The 17,262-nt window shown below is 50.2% G+C and carries 19 protein-coding genes; 6 read left to right on the top strand and 13 right to left on the bottom strand.

From position 1 onward, the window contains the following. Positions 1–120 precede the first annotated feature (120 nt). From ACOZB4_RS25805 to ACOZB4_RS25770, 8 genes are all read right to left on the bottom strand, one after another. On the bottom strand, positions 121–1,002 hold the full coding sequence (locus tag ACOZB4_RS25805; RefSeq protein WP_339269909.1) for a carbohydrate ABC transporter permease: 882 nt from the start codon (positions 1,000–1,002) through the stop codon (positions 121–123). 31 nt (positions 1,003–1,033) lie between these two features. Then, on the bottom strand, positions 1,034–2,023 hold the full coding sequence (locus ACOZB4_RS25800; protein ID WP_339269907.1) for an ABC transporter permease: 990 nt from the start codon (positions 2,021–2,023) through the stop codon (positions 1,034–1,036). Positions 2,024–2,361: 338 nt separating this feature from the next. Then, positions 2,362–2,535 (bottom strand): hypothetical protein, encoded by a 174-nt coding sequence (locus ACOZB4_RS25795; protein WP_179090623.1) that lies wholly within the window; start codon positions 2,533–2,535, stop codon positions 2,362–2,364. Positions 2,536–2,722: 187 nt separating this feature from the next. After that, on the bottom strand, positions 2,723–2,959 hold the full coding sequence (locus ACOZB4_RS25790) for a cold-shock protein (RefSeq protein WP_071222231.1): 237 nt from the start codon (positions 2,957–2,959) through the stop codon (positions 2,723–2,725). A 96-nt stretch (positions 2,960–3,055) separates the two neighbouring features. Beyond that, on the bottom strand, positions 3,056–3,256 hold the full coding sequence (gene cspD, locus ACOZB4_RS25785) for a cold-shock protein CspD (protein ID WP_006207896.1): 201 nt from the start codon (positions 3,254–3,256) through the stop codon (positions 3,056–3,058). A gap of 304 nt (positions 3,257–3,560) precedes the next feature. Then, a complete protein-coding gene (locus tag ACOZB4_RS25780; RefSeq protein ID WP_076322346.1) occupies positions 3,561–4,025 on the bottom strand; it encodes a hypothetical protein in 465 nt (154 codons plus the stop codon). Positions 4,026–4,045: 20 nt separating this feature from the next. After that, the gene (locus ACOZB4_RS25775; protein ID WP_379410983.1) at positions 4,046–5,695 is read right to left on the bottom strand and encodes a glycoside hydrolase family 5 protein; all 1,650 of its coding nucleotides are present in this window, start codon (positions 5,693–5,695) and stop codon (positions 4,046–4,048) included. Positions 5,696–5,922: 227 nt separating this feature from the next. After that, positions 5,923–7,104 carry an acyltransferase gene (locus tag ACOZB4_RS25770; protein WP_379410985.1) on the bottom strand — a complete coding sequence of 394 codons (1,182 nt, stop codon included), beginning with the start codon at positions 7,102–7,104 and terminating at the stop codon, positions 5,923–5,925. A gap of 147 nt (positions 7,105–7,251) precedes the next feature. On the opposite strand from ACOZB4_RS25770, the gene ACOZB4_RS25765 reads away from it, so the two are divergent. The 4 genes from ACOZB4_RS25765 to ACOZB4_RS25750 all read left to right on the top strand — a co-directional run bounded on the left by ACOZB4_RS25765 (position 7,252) and on the right by ACOZB4_RS25750 (position 10,480). Then, entirely contained in the window at positions 7,252–8,025 is a 774-nt protein-coding gene (locus tag ACOZB4_RS25765) for an amino acid ABC transporter ATP-binding protein (protein WP_379410989.1), read from the top strand. A gap of 157 nt (positions 8,026–8,182) precedes the next feature. Then, positions 8,183–8,992, top strand: a complete 810-nt coding sequence (locus tag ACOZB4_RS25760; RefSeq protein ID WP_379410992.1) for an ABC transporter substrate-binding protein — start codon at positions 8,183–8,185, stop codon at positions 8,990–8,992. 135 nt (positions 8,993–9,127) lie between these two features. After that, positions 9,128–9,787: an amino acid ABC transporter permease gene (locus ACOZB4_RS25755; RefSeq protein WP_083397713.1), complete on the top strand. Its 660-nt coding sequence runs from the start codon at positions 9,128–9,130 to the stop codon at positions 9,785–9,787. Between the two features lie 42 nt (positions 9,788–9,829). Continuing rightward, the gene (locus tag ACOZB4_RS25750; RefSeq protein WP_076322351.1) at positions 9,830–10,480 is read left to right on the top strand and encodes an amino acid ABC transporter permease; all 651 of its coding nucleotides are present in this window, start codon (positions 9,830–9,832) and stop codon (positions 10,478–10,480) included. Positions 10,481–10,550: 70 nt separating this feature from the next. Here ACOZB4_RS25750 and ACOZB4_RS25745 read toward each other — a convergent pair whose 3' ends face one another. Beyond that, a complete protein-coding gene (locus ACOZB4_RS25745; RefSeq protein WP_422759695.1) occupies positions 10,551–10,712 on the bottom strand; it encodes a hypothetical protein in 162 nt (53 codons plus the stop codon). A gap of 19 nt (positions 10,713–10,731) precedes the next feature. On the opposite strand from ACOZB4_RS25745, the gene ACOZB4_RS25740 reads away from it, so the two are divergent. Beyond that, a complete protein-coding gene (locus tag ACOZB4_RS25740) occupies positions 10,732–11,229 on the top strand; it encodes a hypothetical protein (RefSeq protein WP_379410997.1) in 498 nt (165 codons plus the stop codon). 81 nt (positions 11,230–11,310) lie between these two features. Then, positions 11,311–11,745, top strand: a complete 435-nt coding sequence (locus ACOZB4_RS25735; protein ID WP_076322354.1) for a DUF6376 family protein — start codon at positions 11,311–11,313, stop codon at positions 11,743–11,745. Positions 11,746–11,868: 123 nt separating this feature from the next. On the opposite strand, the gene ACOZB4_RS25730 is transcribed toward ACOZB4_RS25735, so the two are convergent. From ACOZB4_RS25730 to ACOZB4_RS25715, 4 genes are all read right to left on the bottom strand, one after another. Beyond that, on the bottom strand, positions 11,869–12,978 hold the full coding sequence (locus ACOZB4_RS25730) for a hypothetical protein (protein WP_379411001.1): 1,110 nt from the start codon (positions 12,976–12,978) through the stop codon (positions 11,869–11,871). 174 nt (positions 12,979–13,152) lie between these two features. Continuing rightward, positions 13,153–13,779, bottom strand: a complete 627-nt coding sequence (locus ACOZB4_RS25725) for a nitroreductase family protein (protein ID WP_339269893.1) — start codon at positions 13,777–13,779, stop codon at positions 13,153–13,155. A 22-nt stretch (positions 13,780–13,801) separates the two neighbouring features. Then, on the bottom strand, positions 13,802–14,206 hold the full coding sequence (locus tag ACOZB4_RS25720; RefSeq protein WP_076322356.1) for a DoxX family protein: 405 nt from the start codon (positions 14,204–14,206) through the stop codon (positions 13,802–13,804). 340 nt (positions 14,207–14,546) lie between these two features. Then, the gene (locus ACOZB4_RS25715) at positions 14,547–16,952 is read right to left on the bottom strand and encodes a LamG-like jellyroll fold domain-containing protein (RefSeq protein WP_379411007.1); all 2,406 of its coding nucleotides are present in this window, start codon (positions 16,950–16,952) and stop codon (positions 14,547–14,549) included. Positions 16,953–17,262 lie beyond the last annotated feature (310 nt).

The following is a 17,262-nucleotide window of genomic DNA, read 5'->3' as shown; positions in this document are numbered from 1 at the left end:
CCCTTTTCTTATTTAAAAATATGATTATATAGAACTCCCGCCAAATTAGGCAAGAGAAGCTACCTGTAAGAACTTCCCCTCCCCCCGGGAGAGGGAAGCTGCATGATCAGACACCGAGAATTAACCTTTAATGGAGCCAATCATCATCCCTTTGACGAAATACCGCTGCAGAAACGGATAGACGAAGACGATCGGCGCCGTCGTTACAACCATGGTTGCCATTTTGATCGATTGGGAGGTGACCGTCTTGGCAACGCCGCCCGGAACCTGAGCCATCATCTGATTGGAGCTGGATTGTGCGACGACCTTATATAGGTACGTCTGGATCGGCTGCAAATCCGTATTGTTGATGTAGATGACGCCGGTGAAATAGTCGTTCCACTGGAACACCCCATGAAACAACGCGATTGTCGCGATAACCGGCATAGATACCGGCAGCACCACCCTTAGGAAGATCGACCAATCATTGGCCCCATCAATCTTTGCCGCTTCCTCCAGACCGTCCGGAATTTCTCGGAAGAAGGTCATGAAGATGATGAGATCGAAGAAACTGAACATGGCTGGTATGATGTAAACCAGGAAACTGTCAAGCATATTTAAATCCTTGATCAACAGATAAGTAGGAATCAGTCCGCCGCCGAAAAACATCGTTACGGTTCCCAGCAAAATATAGATTTTACCGCCAATAAGACCCTTCCGCGAAAATGCATAAGCCACCATGGCGGTGAAGAGGACGTGAATGAACACGCCGATCACGGTTTTGGTTACGGTAATGCCCATCGCCGTCATGATGCCAGAGCTCTGGAACACCGCGCTGAAATTCTCGAGGCTGAACATCCGCGGCCACCAGTAGATCCCTCCGCGCATGGCATCCTGCCCGTCATTGAAGGCATTCACCAGCACGTACCAGATCGGGTAGATCGTCAGAAAACATACGATCAGCATGCCGAAATTATTGAATATATCGAAGAAGGCTTCGCCTTTGGTTCTGCGTTTAAACATGGATTATTCGTCTCCCTTCTCGCTGGTCTCGCTAGAATAGTGATGTGTCGTTCAGTTTTTTGGTCACCTTGTTCGCGATCAACAGTAGGATAATCGCAATGACGGACTTGAACAATGCAACGGCTTGCGCGTAGGAGTATCGTCCGTTCTGCATCCCGGTGTGGTAGACGAAAATATCGATGACGTTGCTCGCGCTTTCGTTCAGCGTGTTTCGGAGCACCAAAATCTGATCGAAGTTGGAGTTCAGCACACCACCAACCGCAAGAATGAAGAGAATGGATATGGTCGATTTGATACTGGGAAGGGTGATGTACCACATCTTCTGAAACCGACCTGCGCCATCAATCGTCGACGCCTCGTACATTTCAGGCGAAATGCTGGCAATGGCCGCCAGATAGATAATCGCGGACCACCCAAGCTCCTTCCATATATCCGAAGTGATAATAATGCCCCAGAAGTATTTCGGTTCGGCCAGATACGTAATCGGCTCATCGATAATATGCAGAGCCAGCAATAGATTGTTGATAATCCCGATATCCGCAAGCCAGGTCATCAGAATGCCGCCCAGAATGACCCATGACAAGAAGTGAGGCAAATAAGAAATCGTCTGAATGGTCCTCTTGTAGCGAACGGACCGGATCTCGTTCAGAAAGAGTGCAAAAATGATCGGAAGCGGAAATCCGATAAACAGCTTCAGCAAGCTGATACCGAGCGTGTTCCGCATCACGTTTGTAAAGTCCTCGTCTGAGAAAAACTCCTTGAAATGCTCAAGTCCAACCCATGGAGCTTCGCCGATGGACTTCACGATATTGAATTCTTTAAATGCAATGATGACACCGTACATCGGAATGTAGTTAAAGATGATCATCCACGCAACGCCGAGCAGCGCCATAATTTGAAGATGTCGTTGGCCATAGAGCTTTCTGAGCCATCTTTTTCTGTCAAGCTTCTTCTGTACAGAAGGCTCCATTGCGGGACCGACACCGGTTTCGGAAACATCGGCATGAAGTTGATTTTGCATGGTTATGACCTCCAAGTTGATCCTATCATTTTGAAAACCTTTACATTCTCTATGTTTATATTGTAGATCGTCCTTTCTCTGCACGAAAGGTTTCAGATTTCGTTTCAAGGGGCTCATTTTTCGGGTAGGCTTCGGCATTTACGAAAAAATGCATCCTAAAAACGAAATATTGCGCCCTGTGCGTGCTCATTCCTGGCACAAAAAAAGGCATGAACAGCAGCCTCCATAGCTGCCATTCATGCCTTCCCTCTTGCTAACGATTGTTCGCCACAAGCCCCTTGGATCGTCGCGGCGATGTTTATCGTTTATATCCTCAAGTATATCAAACGGTTCCCCAGTTATTCCCCTTTGTCTTCCTCACGTTGTTCCTGTTTGCTTTCGTGTTCCTGTTGGTATTTCTCACGCATCAGCTTTTGCATGATGAATTTCTCCTGATCGTTCAAGCCGCCTTGGTTATCCTGGCTGATCATGTTGTCAATGTTTCGCTTCAGTACCTCGGTTTGCGTGTTCAATACATTTCACTCCTTTGAATTTTGCGTCCCTTATGCTGTAAATCATTCTGAATGAGAACGAAAGGGTACACATATTACTAACCATTCTCCTTCAAATGAAACAGAAATAGACGGATTTACCATAAAATCCGAAGGTAGCTTCAAGAAGAATTTGTGTTTGCCCAGCGCTTTCTCTAGGTATTAGCTGCTATTTGCGCTCGATCTGAATCCCCTTAGCCAGAGATTTCTGTTGTTTATTGGTATTAACTAGCTGCGGCAGGCTTCTCGTTTCTTTGACCATAGGGGATTGACACAAATGGCATACTGGTTCCGTGTCGAACGCAAAATCGTCCCGCATCCACCCTTTGCAGTCTTCCTTCGTGCATGCCCATACTTCTGTTATTTCTTCAGGAATACTCTCCATCGAGTTTTTACGCGAATACATGAACGCTCCTCCTTATTCTCGTCTTAGAAAATAGAAACGCCGTATAAAAGAAAACTGCCCTTAATGTCACACATTAAGGGCAGTCTTCAATTGTAATTACAATTTAACAACGTTCTCAGCTTGTGGTCCACGGTTTCCTTCAACAATGTTGAATTCAACGCGTTGGCCTTCGTCAAGCGTTTTGAAGCCGTCGCCTTGGATCGCGCTGAAGTGAACGAATACATCGTTACCGCCTTCAACTTCGATGAAACCAAAGCCCTTTTCAGCATTAAACCATTTAACAGTTCCTGTTTGCATGGGGGAATCCTCCTTGATATATATTTACATGACCTTTTTTCTTCGCAGACGGAATAAAAAAATTCACATATTGCACAAGGTTACCAGAAATGACAACCCTCTACAATATGTGAATTCAGGTCGATTTCGATATTCATATCTTAACACATTTTACTGCCGATAGCAAATACCAATGCAAAAGATTCTGCGGAAAAATTAAAGTTATTTTCTTCGGCATCATTCCGATTAGGCATGAGTAGGCATATACAACTCCCGGCATATGCCGGGAGCTAGATCTTGAGCAGGTTTTTCACGCCGTAAACGTTTACTTTCGTAATTCCTCCAGCGTTTCCTTCCAGCGCTGCAAGACTTCATCCGGGTCGTGCAGTTGAAACTTCACGGCCGATTTAATATCCGCATACTTCGCGATATCCTCGCGAACAGCCACTACCTCGGCCTCAAAACGCTGCAGCGGATGCCGGGCATCCGGCAGATCGGGAAGCCCTTGAAGACGCAGCCGAACATAATGGGCCGCTCCATCATGAATCGCCACCAACGTACCCTGTCCGGACCGAAGAAGATTGCCAGTCGTAGTCGTCCCCTGCCATAACGCAAGTCGTAGCCGGTTCCGGTCTAAGGCCAAAACCTCCCCCACGCTGAGCATGGCCGTATGCGGCCATCCATCTTCCGTTGCGCTGAGTAGCATCATCGCTTCGTGCTGCTTCGATTCCAGATTACTTCCATCCAGCCATTGGTACAGCCCTTCCGATATTGCGGCCTGTTCCGTCATAATGCCATCTCCCCTTCAACTTATAAATTTAAACGCGCTTCGGTAAATTCCAGCCAATCCAGCTCGATTCGGCCCTTATTCACCATGAACACCAGATCCACAGGGCCTTCCACAATCGGCATAGCCTCAGCCACCCTATGGATGCGCCACTGTCCTTCGCCAGAGTCCGACAAGGAGATAAGCTCAGGCTCCCGATCCCCGATCTGGAGCATCAAATCCACCGTCCCCTCGGGAATGCGTCCCCGAATGTCCAGATGAAAAACGTCTGCGGAAGCGCAATTCGCATCATAAGCGAGCCAATCTCCCTCCCGGAGCTGCACGCATACCAGGTTATCCTCTATCCATGGCTTGCCGCCTTCCGGAGCGTAGCTTGGTTTCTCCGCCTTGCCCGTCATCATCCGCATCGGAACACCGTCATGAACTCGGAACCCGATATCCTGACTGGCCTTCGCCTCAATATGATAAGAGACACCCTCACCCCGATATCCGTAAAACTCTGCCGGAATCTGAATGGGCAGCCGGCGCAGCAATGACCGGGATACGTTCGGATAAGCATCGCAGGCTGCCAGTGGAAGATGATCCAGATATTCGCCCAGAATCGCTTCCGCTTCGGCTGAAGAGGGCTTCTCTCCGCCTTCCAGGTATCCCGTCAGCTTCTCCCAGCCTTCCGGTATGCGGATCGAGAACGGCGAGTTTTGAGTGTTCATCTTCTTCCAGGTCCAGAAGTTCCAGGATATGTTATGATCCTCGAACAACCGGAATGCGCCCGTATACCACTGCGGGTTGTTCTCGCCGCCTTCACCCATGAAGATCGGCACATTCCATTCTTCGCGAAGATCCAGATACTTCTGAATGCTCTCCGTGTCGGGATTATTCCAGTACTTATGGAACTGCAGCATCAGGTTATCGTCAAATTTCTCGTCGAAAATGCTCCAGTCCGTTGACCAGTGGACACCTTCCAAAATGATCATATGGCGCTTGTCCACTTCGCGTATAGCCGCGGTGATTTCCTTATACAGCGGCATCACCCGATCATGATACTCGCTGAACCAGTCAGGCAGCGGCTCGTTAAGCAGGTCGTAACCGGCCACGATCCACTCGTCTTTATAGCGTTCTGCCAGCATACGCCACAGCGCCACGGTTCGCTCCACATTCAGCCGATCCGTGAACAGCTCCGGCAAATCGCGCTCGGAATCATCGATATTCGCGCCGGTCTGTCCGCCTGGCGCGCCATGCAAATCCAGAATAACATACAGCGAATACGTCCTGCACCAATCGATCACCCGATCGATGAGCCTCAGATGGCCTTCATGATAAGCAAACGGCGGATGCTGCCCTTCCTCCATGATAAACCTGGCATTGATCGGCACCCGGATGGAATTGAAGCCTTCCGTGGCGATCTGCCGGATATCGGCTTCCGCGATATAAAGCTCATAATAGGCTTCCCAAAAAGCCGCCGCCTTTTCCTCATCGATCAGGTCCCTAACCATGCCTTCGATGCGCCGAGGTCGGTCTCCCTGCTCCGGCATCTTCCACATGTACCCTTCCGGAAGCAGCCAGCTGCCAAGCCCGACCCCCTGCAGCAGAATTTCCTGACCATCTCCATTAACTATGCGCTTGCCGTCCGCCTTTATGAAACCGTTTACTAAGGAATCTCTGCTATCCTTCATATTGGCACTCCCTCGCTTTTCATGTCTGTAACGAATGTAATTGACCTGTACTTAGCAACGTCTTCGTACCACCCACAGACCGAGTATCAAACCAAATATAGCATGACATCCCAGATGATAAGCCTCATTCCGAAAATCAGGGAATCATCCTGAAATATCGCCACTCGGGCAAAAAGAAAAGGCGCTCTCCTCTTTGCGAAGATTGCGCCTTTTCCACTTTATCGAACTTACGATGATACCTCCGTAACCGGCTGAGCCGGAACAGGAGGATTTGGTGATCTTCCCGTCCGCAAGCTGCCCGGCAGTTTGCCGAAAAGGATCCAGGTCCAGCCCCCGAGACGGCTAATGCTGTAGACCACCACATATGAAACCGCCAGTGCGCAGACGAGCCCGCCGGCATACCAAGCCAGCATCAGCCAGGAATTCTCCGTCTGCGGAGGAAAGTCCCGGTAGAAGAGCAGGACCAGCGGATGCACCAAATAAACGCCGAAGGAATACATCCCGAGCCGTCTGAATCCGTTCAACCACCATACCCTCTTATTCCCGAATACCAGCGCGACCTGGAGCATGACCAGGGCAGTGGTTAACGTATGCACATTCCAGAAGGCATCGTAGAGCAGCGGATGATATTCTGTCCCTAGCAGCCGCTGATTGTATCGCAGGCCGATATGCACCAGGGCGGCGCCCAGCCATATCGCCCAGAGCGCGACCCAGCCCAGCTTGCGCAGGGCCGGTCTTGCGGCATGCTGCGCTGAAGTCAGCCAATCCTTGACCCGGTCATAATAAATGCCGATCCATGCCCCGAGAAAATAATACGACAGAAACGACAGCGACCAGCTGTTCCGGTTCGTTACGTCCCACCAGACATCATTGCCGATATAGAACACCCACTGCAGTACAATGCCGACCAGCACGCAGACCGCCGCGAAGCCGCGGAATCGCTTCAGCAGCATCAGCACGAGCGGGAACAGCAGATAGAACTGGATGTTAATGAAGATGAAATATAAGTGCGTGTAAGATTTCCCCGTGGCCAGCTTGGGCCAGAAGCTCTCCAGCATTGCCGCCAGATTTGACTCCCCCCCGCGATGATACCAGGCCACCGTAAAGAATAACACCGAGAACAGCAGATACGGTACCAGAATATACATCAGCCGGTTCTTGAAGAACCGTGCCAAGTCACGGCCTTTGAACGGGCGGTGATAATAGTTATAGAACAGCACAAAGCTGCTCAGAAATATGAAAGTCGTCGTTCCAACCTTCGAGAATACGTTCAGGAAGTTATACAAGCCAAAAAAATCGTCCCCGCGCATCTGAACTGTGGCGAACGACGTCGCATGCACCATCAGCACGCCCATCATCGCAAAGCCCCGAACCAGGTCGATTTCAGTTATTTTTGCACGTTTATCCATGTGGCCTCCTTCATATGAATACGCCCCCTATTATATCTCACTCCCCACCGCTTGGATACTAAATTTCCCTAAAAGTGGCATGGAACAAGCTCCCTTTGCCATACCAGTGTAAAAAGGGCCTGGCACCAAGACAGGTCACAAGCTTACATGCATGCAAGCGTTCAATTCGAAGTGAATAGGAGGGGATTTCTACTGATTGAATTTAGCCGCGTCAACAAATTTTTCGGAACCTTCCATGTTCTGAAAGAAGTCGACCTCACCATTTCCCAGGGGGAAGTCGTTGTCATCGTTGGACCTTCCGGCTCCGGTAAAAGTACGCTGCTGCGGTGTATCAATCGGCTCGAAAGCATTACGGATGGCGAGCTTGTCGTGAATGGCGTCAAGCTGCATGATCGAAAGATCGACATCAATACATTCAGGCGGGATATCGGGATGGTCTTCCAGCATTTCAACCTGTATCCGCACAAAAAGGTGATCGACAACATCATTCTCGCACCCATGAAGGTGCTGGGGATGTCCAAAGCGGAAGCGACGGAAAAAGCGATGACGTACCTGCAGCGAGTCGGAATTGCGGACAAAGCGGACAGCTATCCTTCCCAGCTCTCCGGTGGTCAGCAGCAGCGGGTGGCGATTGCCCGCGGATTGACCATGAATCCGAAGATTATGCTGTTTGATGAGCCGACGTCCGCACTCGACCCGGAGATGATCGGCGAAGTGCTGGATGTCATGCGTTCACTCGCCCATCAAGGCATGACTATGGCCGTGGTTACCCATGAGATGGGTTTCGCCCGCGAAGCCGCAGATCGAATCGTCTTTATGGATGAAGGCCGGATTATCGAGGATACACCCGCCTCCGATTTTTTCAATCAGCCGCGGGAAGAGAGAGCACGGGCGTTCCTGAGCCGCCTGCTGCATCACTAACCTTGACTTGGTTCGTAGGGGTGGAAAGGAATTGCCGCTTTGCTTTTTAGGATTGTCATGATGGCTGCCGCAAGAGACAAGGAGTCCACGCTCGGACAACGCGCCGTTAGGAGCTTGCTTGTTCAGAGAATTCATATCTTTAAGGGGGATCTGGTGTATGAAGAAAAGATTTACGAGGCCTTTCAGGTGGAGTGCGGCCCTTCTGGTGTTAGTGATGATGCTGGTTGCATCAGGGTGCGGGGGTTCCGGCAATACGGATACCCTCGAGGCGATCAAAAAACGCGGCAAGCTTGTAGCTGGCGTGAAATATGATACGAAGCTGTTCGGATTGCAGGACCCTGCCACCGGCAATGTAGAGGGCTTCGATATCGACATCGCCAAAGCGCTGGCCAAGAAGATTCTCGGTGACGAGACCAAGGTCGAGCTGAAGGAGGTTACCTCCAAAACCCGGATCGACATGCTGAAGAACGGGGACATCGACATCATTATCGCCACGATGACCATAACAGAGGAGCGCAAGGAGCAGGTGGACTTCAGCGATGTGTATTTTGAAGCCGGCCAATCCCTGCTGGTGAAGAAGGGCAGCCCGATCACGGGTCTGAAAAGCTTGAACAAGGATACGAAGGTGCTCACGGTAAAGGGCTCTACCTCTGCGCAAAATATCCGTGAGAAAGCGCCCGACGCCGTCATTCTCGAATTCGAGAATTATCAGGACGCCTTCACCGCACTCAAGGCGGGACAGGGCGATGCCCTGACCACCGACAATTCCATCCTCCTCGGTATGCAGCAGCAGGACCCCAGCTTCGAGCTGGTCGGCGGAAACTTTACGGATGAACCATACGGCATGGCCATCAAAAAAGGGAATCCGGAGTTTGTGAAAACCGTCAATGAGCTGTTGAAGGAACTGAAGGATAGCGGCGAATACGACAAATTGTATGAGCAATGGATGGGCGTGAAACCGGAATAACCGCAAGCATGTAATGGTCGGGCCGGTCCTAAGGCATCATGGCTCCAATCAGGTTCCTCCCTTTTGCGGGGCGGAACTGCCTGGCTTCTTTTGGCCGGCCACCCGATCATCATCCCCCATTGGAGGTGAGGCATTTTGACCTTGTGGGATTTTAACATTCTGGTCCAGCATTGGGATCAATTTATGGCTGGCTTGGGCCAGACCATTCTCGCCAGCCTGCTTGGGCTGATCGGCAGCTTGGTGCTGGGCACCTTGATCGCCATCCTGCGGATTGCCCCATTCCGCATACTGAAAGCCATTGGCGCCATCTATGTAGAGTTTATCCGCAACATTCCACTCCTGGTGGTTGTCTTTTTCTTTTTCCTGGGCCTGCCCTCTCTCGGCATACCGGTTGACCCGTTTACTTCGGGTACGCTTGGGCTGATGGTGTACACGGCTGCTTTCATTGCCGAAGCCATTCGGGCGGGGATCCAAGCGGTGCCCTCCGGACAGTCGGAGGCGGCCCGCTCTTCCGGGCTGAGTTATATCCAGAATATGCGCTACATCATACTTCCGCAGGCGATCAAAATCGTACTGCCGGCCATCGGCAACCAATTGATCAATTTGGTTAAGAATTCTTCGGTCCTCGGCGTTATCGCCGGACTCGACCTGATGTATTATGCCGATCTGATTAACCTGAGCACCTTCAAAGGCATTCCCGTCTATACGTTTGTAGCCCTGTTCTACCTGCTCCTGACCATACCGCTCAGCTTGGCCGTCCATTATATGGAGCGCCGCTTTGCGAGAAGCAATTGACGTTAAACGCAAGTTTGCCCAATAAACAGGAGGTGGCATGAGATGGATTTTATCGGTGCGTACTCCTGGCCGAATCTGCGATATCTCCTTCAAGGCTTTTGGATCACGGTGCAGGTTGCCGGCTTATCCATTGTGTTCAGCTTCATCATTGGAACCGTGCTCGGGACCGTGAGATATACGAAAACGCCCTTCCTGTCGAGGACAACGGCATTTTTGGTGGATATAATCCGCAATCTGCCGCTGCTGCTGATCATTTTCTTCATCGGCATGGTTCTGCCGCAGACCGGGATTCGAATCCCCACTTTCTGGGCGGCCGTCGTCGGCCTGAGCATTTTTGAAGGAGCCATGATCGCCGAAATTGTCCGCAGCGGCCTCGTATCGGTGGATAAAGGCCAGATCGAAGCAGCCCGGGCGTCGGGTCTCTCTTATATGCAGACACTGCGGCACGTGATTCTCCCGCTAGCGCTGCGCCGGATGTCCCCGCCCATGGTGAGCCAGTTCATCTCGCTCATTAAAGACACCTCGCTCGCCGTGATCATTTCGCTGCCTGAGCTGATGCGCAACGTACAAATTCTTAGCGGTTCCAGCTATGACTATGTTATTCCCGCCCTTGTTTTTGCGTCGTTGCTGTACTTCACGCTGAATTATCTTCTGTCCATCATCGCCAAACGGCTGGAAGCAAAGCAGATCTAACTGCTATTCCCGCTCACATGCTGGACCGCTAGTGAAAAAAGCAAACGACCCGCGATACGCGCACCCAGGTTCAATTCTGCTCCGCAGCCATTTTGGCTTGCGGGGTATTTGCGCTTCTGGCAGAAACTAAGAATTCAATACTTAATCCTCCTCGGAGCCATTTTGCGTCGAATTTATTTCCAAGTAACGCTGCAACAATGGTGAAACCCTCCTCGTCTAAATACATAATCATCCCGAAAGGAGGCGTCGATATGAAAAAAGGGTTTCTCGCCATGATCGCTCTTTCCCTTACTGTCGGATTATGGCTTGGCGCAGATCACTCCACGGCATCCGCATTGTCATGCGCGGAGCCTCGAAAGCTTACCGAAGAATTAAAAACCTCGGATGCGGTATTCAGGGGCACGTTGGCCTCGTCCAACCCTAAAGCCGATATATCCAAAAGCAGCTATGTATTTCAGGTTGCCGAATGGTGGAAAGGAGATTCTGATTCCCCTACCGTCACACTTTATTCCAATGGCTGGGAATCCTTTGAAACAGGCAAGGAATATATCGTGTTCGCCGACAAAAACGGGCAGAAGCTCAAGCCCCATCTATGCGGAAATACGGGTTCCTCCTCTTCCGTTGACGTGACTTCGCTGGGGAAAGGCATCCAGCCCCAGAAGCCCGCTCCTTCAGTCGAAAGCCCCTGGTCCGGCGGCATCCTGGCGAGTTTGATTGAGCTTATTCGCTGGCTGCTGGGGAAATATTAATCCGCGAAAAAAATACAACCATTCTCCTGACCATGCGTATACAACGTATAAGAACTGCGTTTAGACGACAGGAGGATGAGAATGATCAAAAGATTATTGTTGATTTCACTGGTATTGGGAGTTCTCTCCGGCTGCTCCTTGGTGGACAGCGTGAACAATTCTTTGGATTATACAAAAGAAGCTACCACGTTTATTAATGAAACATCCCAATTTGCCGAGTCTATTCCGGAGCTTGCCCAACAAGCCGCCACGAATACAGATGCCAAGGAAACGCTGACCAAGGAACTCGAAGCGATGAAAACCCGGATCTCGGAGTTTAACGGCATTGAAGCCCCTGCTTTTGCGCAGAACATCCATGAACAGCTGGTCGGTTTAAATGACACGCTGCTGACTGACATCAACGGCTACATGGATCAAATTCAAAACGGAGTGACCGACTTCCAGAATTCCAACATCGTTCAAACCATTACTAAAATAAACGAAACGATGGATATGCTCCAGAATCTTCAGCCGTAATTCAACCAAGCCCATTGACGATAATATAGCAGCCCTGCTCTTGAACTGTGACCCGATTTGGTCATCGTTCACTTCATGAGCGGCGCTGCTATATTTGTCTTCGCTATGTATGTATTCCATTCCTCACTTGAAAAAGGATTCCAGATTGGCGGTAAGCGTCTGCTTTACCACATATTGAATTCCGTCTTCGCTAGGCGCCATAATCCAGTATGTCCCTTGGTAGCCTGCTTCATGCTTCGGGTCCCAAGCCACAATGAATTGCCATGTGTCGCCAAAGCTTTTATTATATTCTTCTCTATAACTCCCGGCCATATTCTCCGGCGGAACCGATTCGATTGAAATATGCTGCACGCTTTCAAAAGACTTCATCCATTCCGTAAATTCCACCATGTCCCGGGCGTACTGACCCGAAAAGTATCCCTCGCCCCCACCGGACATCGCATAAAAGGTTTCTGCATCCTCCGCCTGCGCTGCCTGGTACAGTAAGGAAACGGTCTGCACCGGGTTCCATACAGGCTGCTTCGCTTTTGCCGCAAGAAATTCCCTATCTTCAGCCGTATACTGGATCTCTATCGCGATAAGTTCTTCCATTGTCGCCTCTCTTCCAAGCTCGTAGGCACCGGGATAGACCGTGGATTGCTCTACCACTTTAAGTCCATCCGTAAACGCCGTCACAAACCACAGGTTATGATCGCCCTGACTAAGCTCTTCCAGCACAATTTCGGCTTGGCTGCCGTACGTAAGAGCTAACATCTGACGGCTCTCCCGATCCAGCCCTTCTCTATCAAAAAGCTCGAACCGTTCCGGTCTCACTTCACGCTTGCCAGCCTCTTCGAATAACACCTTCAGCTTGGCGGGGGACATACGAACGCTCGGAATGTCAGCATAACGGAAATATAATGTAGAATCGTTAGCCTGAAGCGCCTCATACATATTGAGAACTGCTTCAATCGGGTCATAATTGGACTCCCCTTCTGGCGACTCCGCTTCTTGCTTAACCTGGTGATTGCTTTGATTTTCCGACTGGAATGCCGTACGCGAGCTTACCGTTGCCGCTGCCGGCATTTCCGATGGATTCCCAGCTTCTCCTGCGCTCAACTCGGCGGCAGTCGATCTATTTTGCGGTATGGATCCCGGTACCTCCTTCGTGCATGCCACCAGTAACATAATTGTCATGACAGCCAGCACTATGTTCTGTCCGGATCGCTGATACGCCCGCTTCCTCGTCTTCATTTCGTTCACCCCCATATATAATGAATACAATCATATTTAGGATTGGCGCTGCACCGATCTCTTTATATTCATCATCGTCAAAACGGAGAGGATTGTTTATCAAAGCGGATGAAAAAAAGCTCCCGTCAGATCTAAAGACCTGCAGCGGGAGCTCCCTCTCATATCATGCATCATTTAAAATTGATTATAGCTTACAAATTCCAGTACAGGCTTGCGGTAACCCCGGGGACGTGGCTTTCTTGCATCTTCCTTGCCGATCGCGATCAGCATGGCAGGCACATAAGCATCCGGGATATCCAGTTCCTTCTGCAGAGCCACGGGATCAAAACCGATCATCGGACAGGTATCCCACCCCTTGTCCTTGGCCACCATCATCAGCAGCATCGCGGATAGACTGGCATTGCGAATGGCTTCATCCCTCATAAAGGATTCTCCACCCGCTTCATAAAAGTTCGTGACGGATTCAACCGTCATGTCATATTCGAGCTTGTCGATCACGCCCAAATTCAGAAAGCCCTCGTTCATTTTCCCGATTTCCCGGTAGGCCTGCTTATTCCCCAGCACAACGACAACGGCCGATGCAGTGAGTATCTTATGCTGCTTGTTGGCGGCTTCATAAACTTTGTGCTTGATATCGGGATCCTTAACTACAACATAGTGTGTATGCTGCAAATTAAAAGCCGAAGGTGCATATTTAACTTCATTAAATATATCATTCAAATCCTTATCCGGGATTTCAATCCCTTCCATAAACAGATTAGCCGATCTCCGGCTCTTAATTAATGTTGTCAGATCACTCATATCTGCACGCCCCCATTATCGATTAGTTAAAGATTACCGCATCCAGTGAATATGCACCTGCACCCGTGAGTGCCAGTGCAACTGCGACTGCGATCAACAGCAGATTATACTCATATCCATTCGCTGTAGACCAATACCCGTTCCGGCCATGCACCTTCACAATTGCACCCAGCATCGTTAGCGTGATTAGCGCTGCACCGAGCACCGTGAGAAATCCGGCAGCAAACAACAGCCCGCCAACCAGTTCCATCAGACCTGACAACACCGCAATTGCGACACCAGGCTTAATGCCAACCGATTCCATCCAGCCGCCTGTCCCTTTCGGCCCGTAACCGCCAAACCATCCAAACAGCTTCTGTGCACCGTGCGCCATGAACGACAACCCAACCACCAAACGAAGTAACAACAATCCAATATCTATAGCCATTTTATACGCCTCCATATTCATTTTTATTATTTATAGAAATTCATCGATACCATTCATCAATATCTTAATTTAAAGATATATACATATAGAATGATTAACCTGCTTCATCTTCGCTAACGTTTAAATACTTTAAACTTACTCCTTTCAACCAACTAACTTTTATATAGTCACTTAACTTAATATTAAGATATCTGATATACATCCTTCTGTCAACCGTTATTTTAAACGCCAATACAAAAAAGCGTGCAGACGGTAGTCTGCACGCAAAACTCAAAACCCAAAATTCATAACTCATAACTCATAACTCATAACTCATAACGCATGATTGCACTGTGTAAAGTCATTCCGCCAGCTTCTTGATTTCGCTGTCGGTTAGCGCCTCGTTATAAATCCGCACCTCATCCAAGCTCCCGTTAAAATAAGGATCGGCCGCAAAACGGCTTTTACCTAAATAAGCTTCCGTTGCCAGTAGTTCATTCGGATTCAGTTTCATATGATCACCAGATGCAACGACTTGACCGTTCACGTACAGCTTACCGGTATTCCCTTGCAGCGTGACCGCAACATGCGTCCATTCATGGCTCGGCAGCGGTGCCTTTGACAAGAGACTCTGGTCTCCCTCACTGCCATGCAGCGTGAATTGAAGAACGCCCGAATGCTGGGATGGTGTCAGAAACATATGCCTGGCAAGTCCATTCCCTACGTCCAGCACTCGCTGCCAGGGTGCTCCACCCTTCCAATATACCCAAGCCGCAAAGGTAAAGTCCTCTGTATCCGTAACCCGACTCGGCAGCTCAATGTAGCCGTCTGTCCCGCCAAAGTCCATTCCGCCTCCCTGCCGGCTCTTCTCATTCCACTGGGCCCCTCCAAGGACCTTGCCGTGAAATCCATTATCCGAGCTGTCTAATACCGAGCCACCCTCATTCTCACTGAATGGATAATTCAGCAGCAACGGCCCTGCCGACTGCTGCAGCACGGTCACGTCAAAGGCTTTGGAAGTCTTCACTTTACCCTTCGTTATCTGAGCGGTCAGCGTCACCTTCGCGTCCCCGGCCCCGGCAGCAGGACGATGGACCTTACCTTCGGCTGATACAACCTCGGGATGAGAGGAACTCCAGCGAATGACCGCACTGCCGGAAGCCTCTGACGGCAAATCAAGATCATAGAACACACCGCTCACATCCCCGAGGAACAGGTCCTTCTGCACGGCATCCACAAGTTCCCTGTCGCTCCGATCAAACTGACGAACACCCCACACGGCGGTTCCATCGGCCGCGAGGGCCGTAAAGGTCATCGCCTGCCGCTTCGCTTCCGGATCCCACTGCGGAGTTAATACGCCTTTATAACTCTTTCCATCCAGGGTAAGCTGCACATCCCGCTTTCCGCTGATCTTCCATGTGCCTTCTGCTTCGCCCGTAACTTTGCCGTTCTTATGAAGCTCCATTGGCACCGATTCTTTGATGACGGACGAAATATCTTTTCCGTGTTGAATCAGCTTGTAGTCTCCTGCCGCATCATTCGGCGTGATTTTCTTGGATTCCTTGGCTTCTTCACCCGCATAGCGGTATGGAGCGGATACCGGCCAGCCGTCCTGGTTCATATACAATTCATGCACCCGGATTTCATGCTCTTCCCCCCGCTGTAGGAAGCGGCTGTGAAAAATGAGGAATGTTCTTCCATTCCGTTCATCGTAATAGACGGAGTTATGGCCCGGCGATACGGCCCCCGTGCCAATTCCCGTTCCCGGATCGCCGATCAAACGCTTAAACAAATAGTTCCCCATCAGCTTCACGCCATACGGCTCAATCGACCGGTCATCAAAGAGCGGAAGGGAAGGATTCGCCTTCACCTCTCTCATATCGTTACCCTCCGCATCGTAGAAAGGACCGTCCGGATTTTTGGAGCGGACGACCCGCATATTGTAGCCGCCAACCGCATCCAATCCGCCATAGGACAGATACAGATAATAATAATCCGTCACCGGGTTGTAGAGCATGTACGGCCCTTCAATCCGGCTGTGGTTGCCGCCGAGCAGCTTCTTGCCGTATCCCTGCCCAGGCAGCGGTTTTCCGGTCTTCGGATCCAGCTCCATGATAAAAATCCCGCCGGAATAGGAGCCGTATACCATCCACAGCTTGCCGTTCTTATCAAAGAACACATCCGGATCCACCACATTCGGGTGCTTCGTTGCATCATAGATGGTTCCATCCTCACTGATCTCGTCCCACATGCCAGATTTCAGAATAATGCCCGTATCCTTATAAGGCCCCTCAATCTGATCTGCAACCGCAATCCCCATGGCAGATCGCGGAGAATCCCCTTTACAGGCGTTATAGTACATATAGAATTTGCCGTCTGCCAGCTGAATCACATCGGCTGCCCACAAGGTATCACTCTGTGCCCATTCCAGCGTTTCCTTCAATTCCTCCGTCACGTTCGGAATCAGCGGGTTGCCATTCGAGACCCCCGACGCCACCATGCCCCAGCTCATCAGGTCCTTCGATTTGGCGGCGGCCAGGTGGGAACCGAACACATAGTATGTATCCCCTGTTTTAATGACGGACGGATCATGAACGGATGCCTCTCGGAATATAGGCGCCTTCTCCCCCTTCTTTAGCGGCGCTGCCTCCGCGTTTACCTCCAGACCGCTCGCCGAAGGTCCTTGACCTGCAGAGCCTAAACCTCCAACCAGTAAAACTGCCGCTATCCCTGCCACAGCCATCTTACGCACCATGCTCTTGTGCATACGATTCTCCCTTCGTTCCCGATTTCATTCTTGTAAACCCTTTCACAAAAAGAAAAACCAAGATGTCAATGCCCTTAGTTAAGCCTTCAGCCTGAATTTAATTCATATTAATATAAAATGTTTTATATTTAATAAGATATTAACATTGCTCTATGTGAAATATCAATGCAAATTCTTTTTATTTTTCACTATAAATCAATTATTGGTAGGAAAGAAATCATGACCACCCGTCCAACGGGTGGTTTGCACTTGGGGTATAACCCCCTGTTGCCAAACTGCGCCTAAAGACGCTAGCCTGACCACAAATCTG

This window comes from Paenibacillus sp. NPDC058898, assembly GCF_049316025.1.
Taxonomy (GTDB): Bacteria; Bacillota; Bacilli; order Paenibacillales; family Paenibacillaceae; genus Paenibacillus_AQ.
This window is presented reverse-complemented; position numbering and strand designations above follow the sequence as displayed.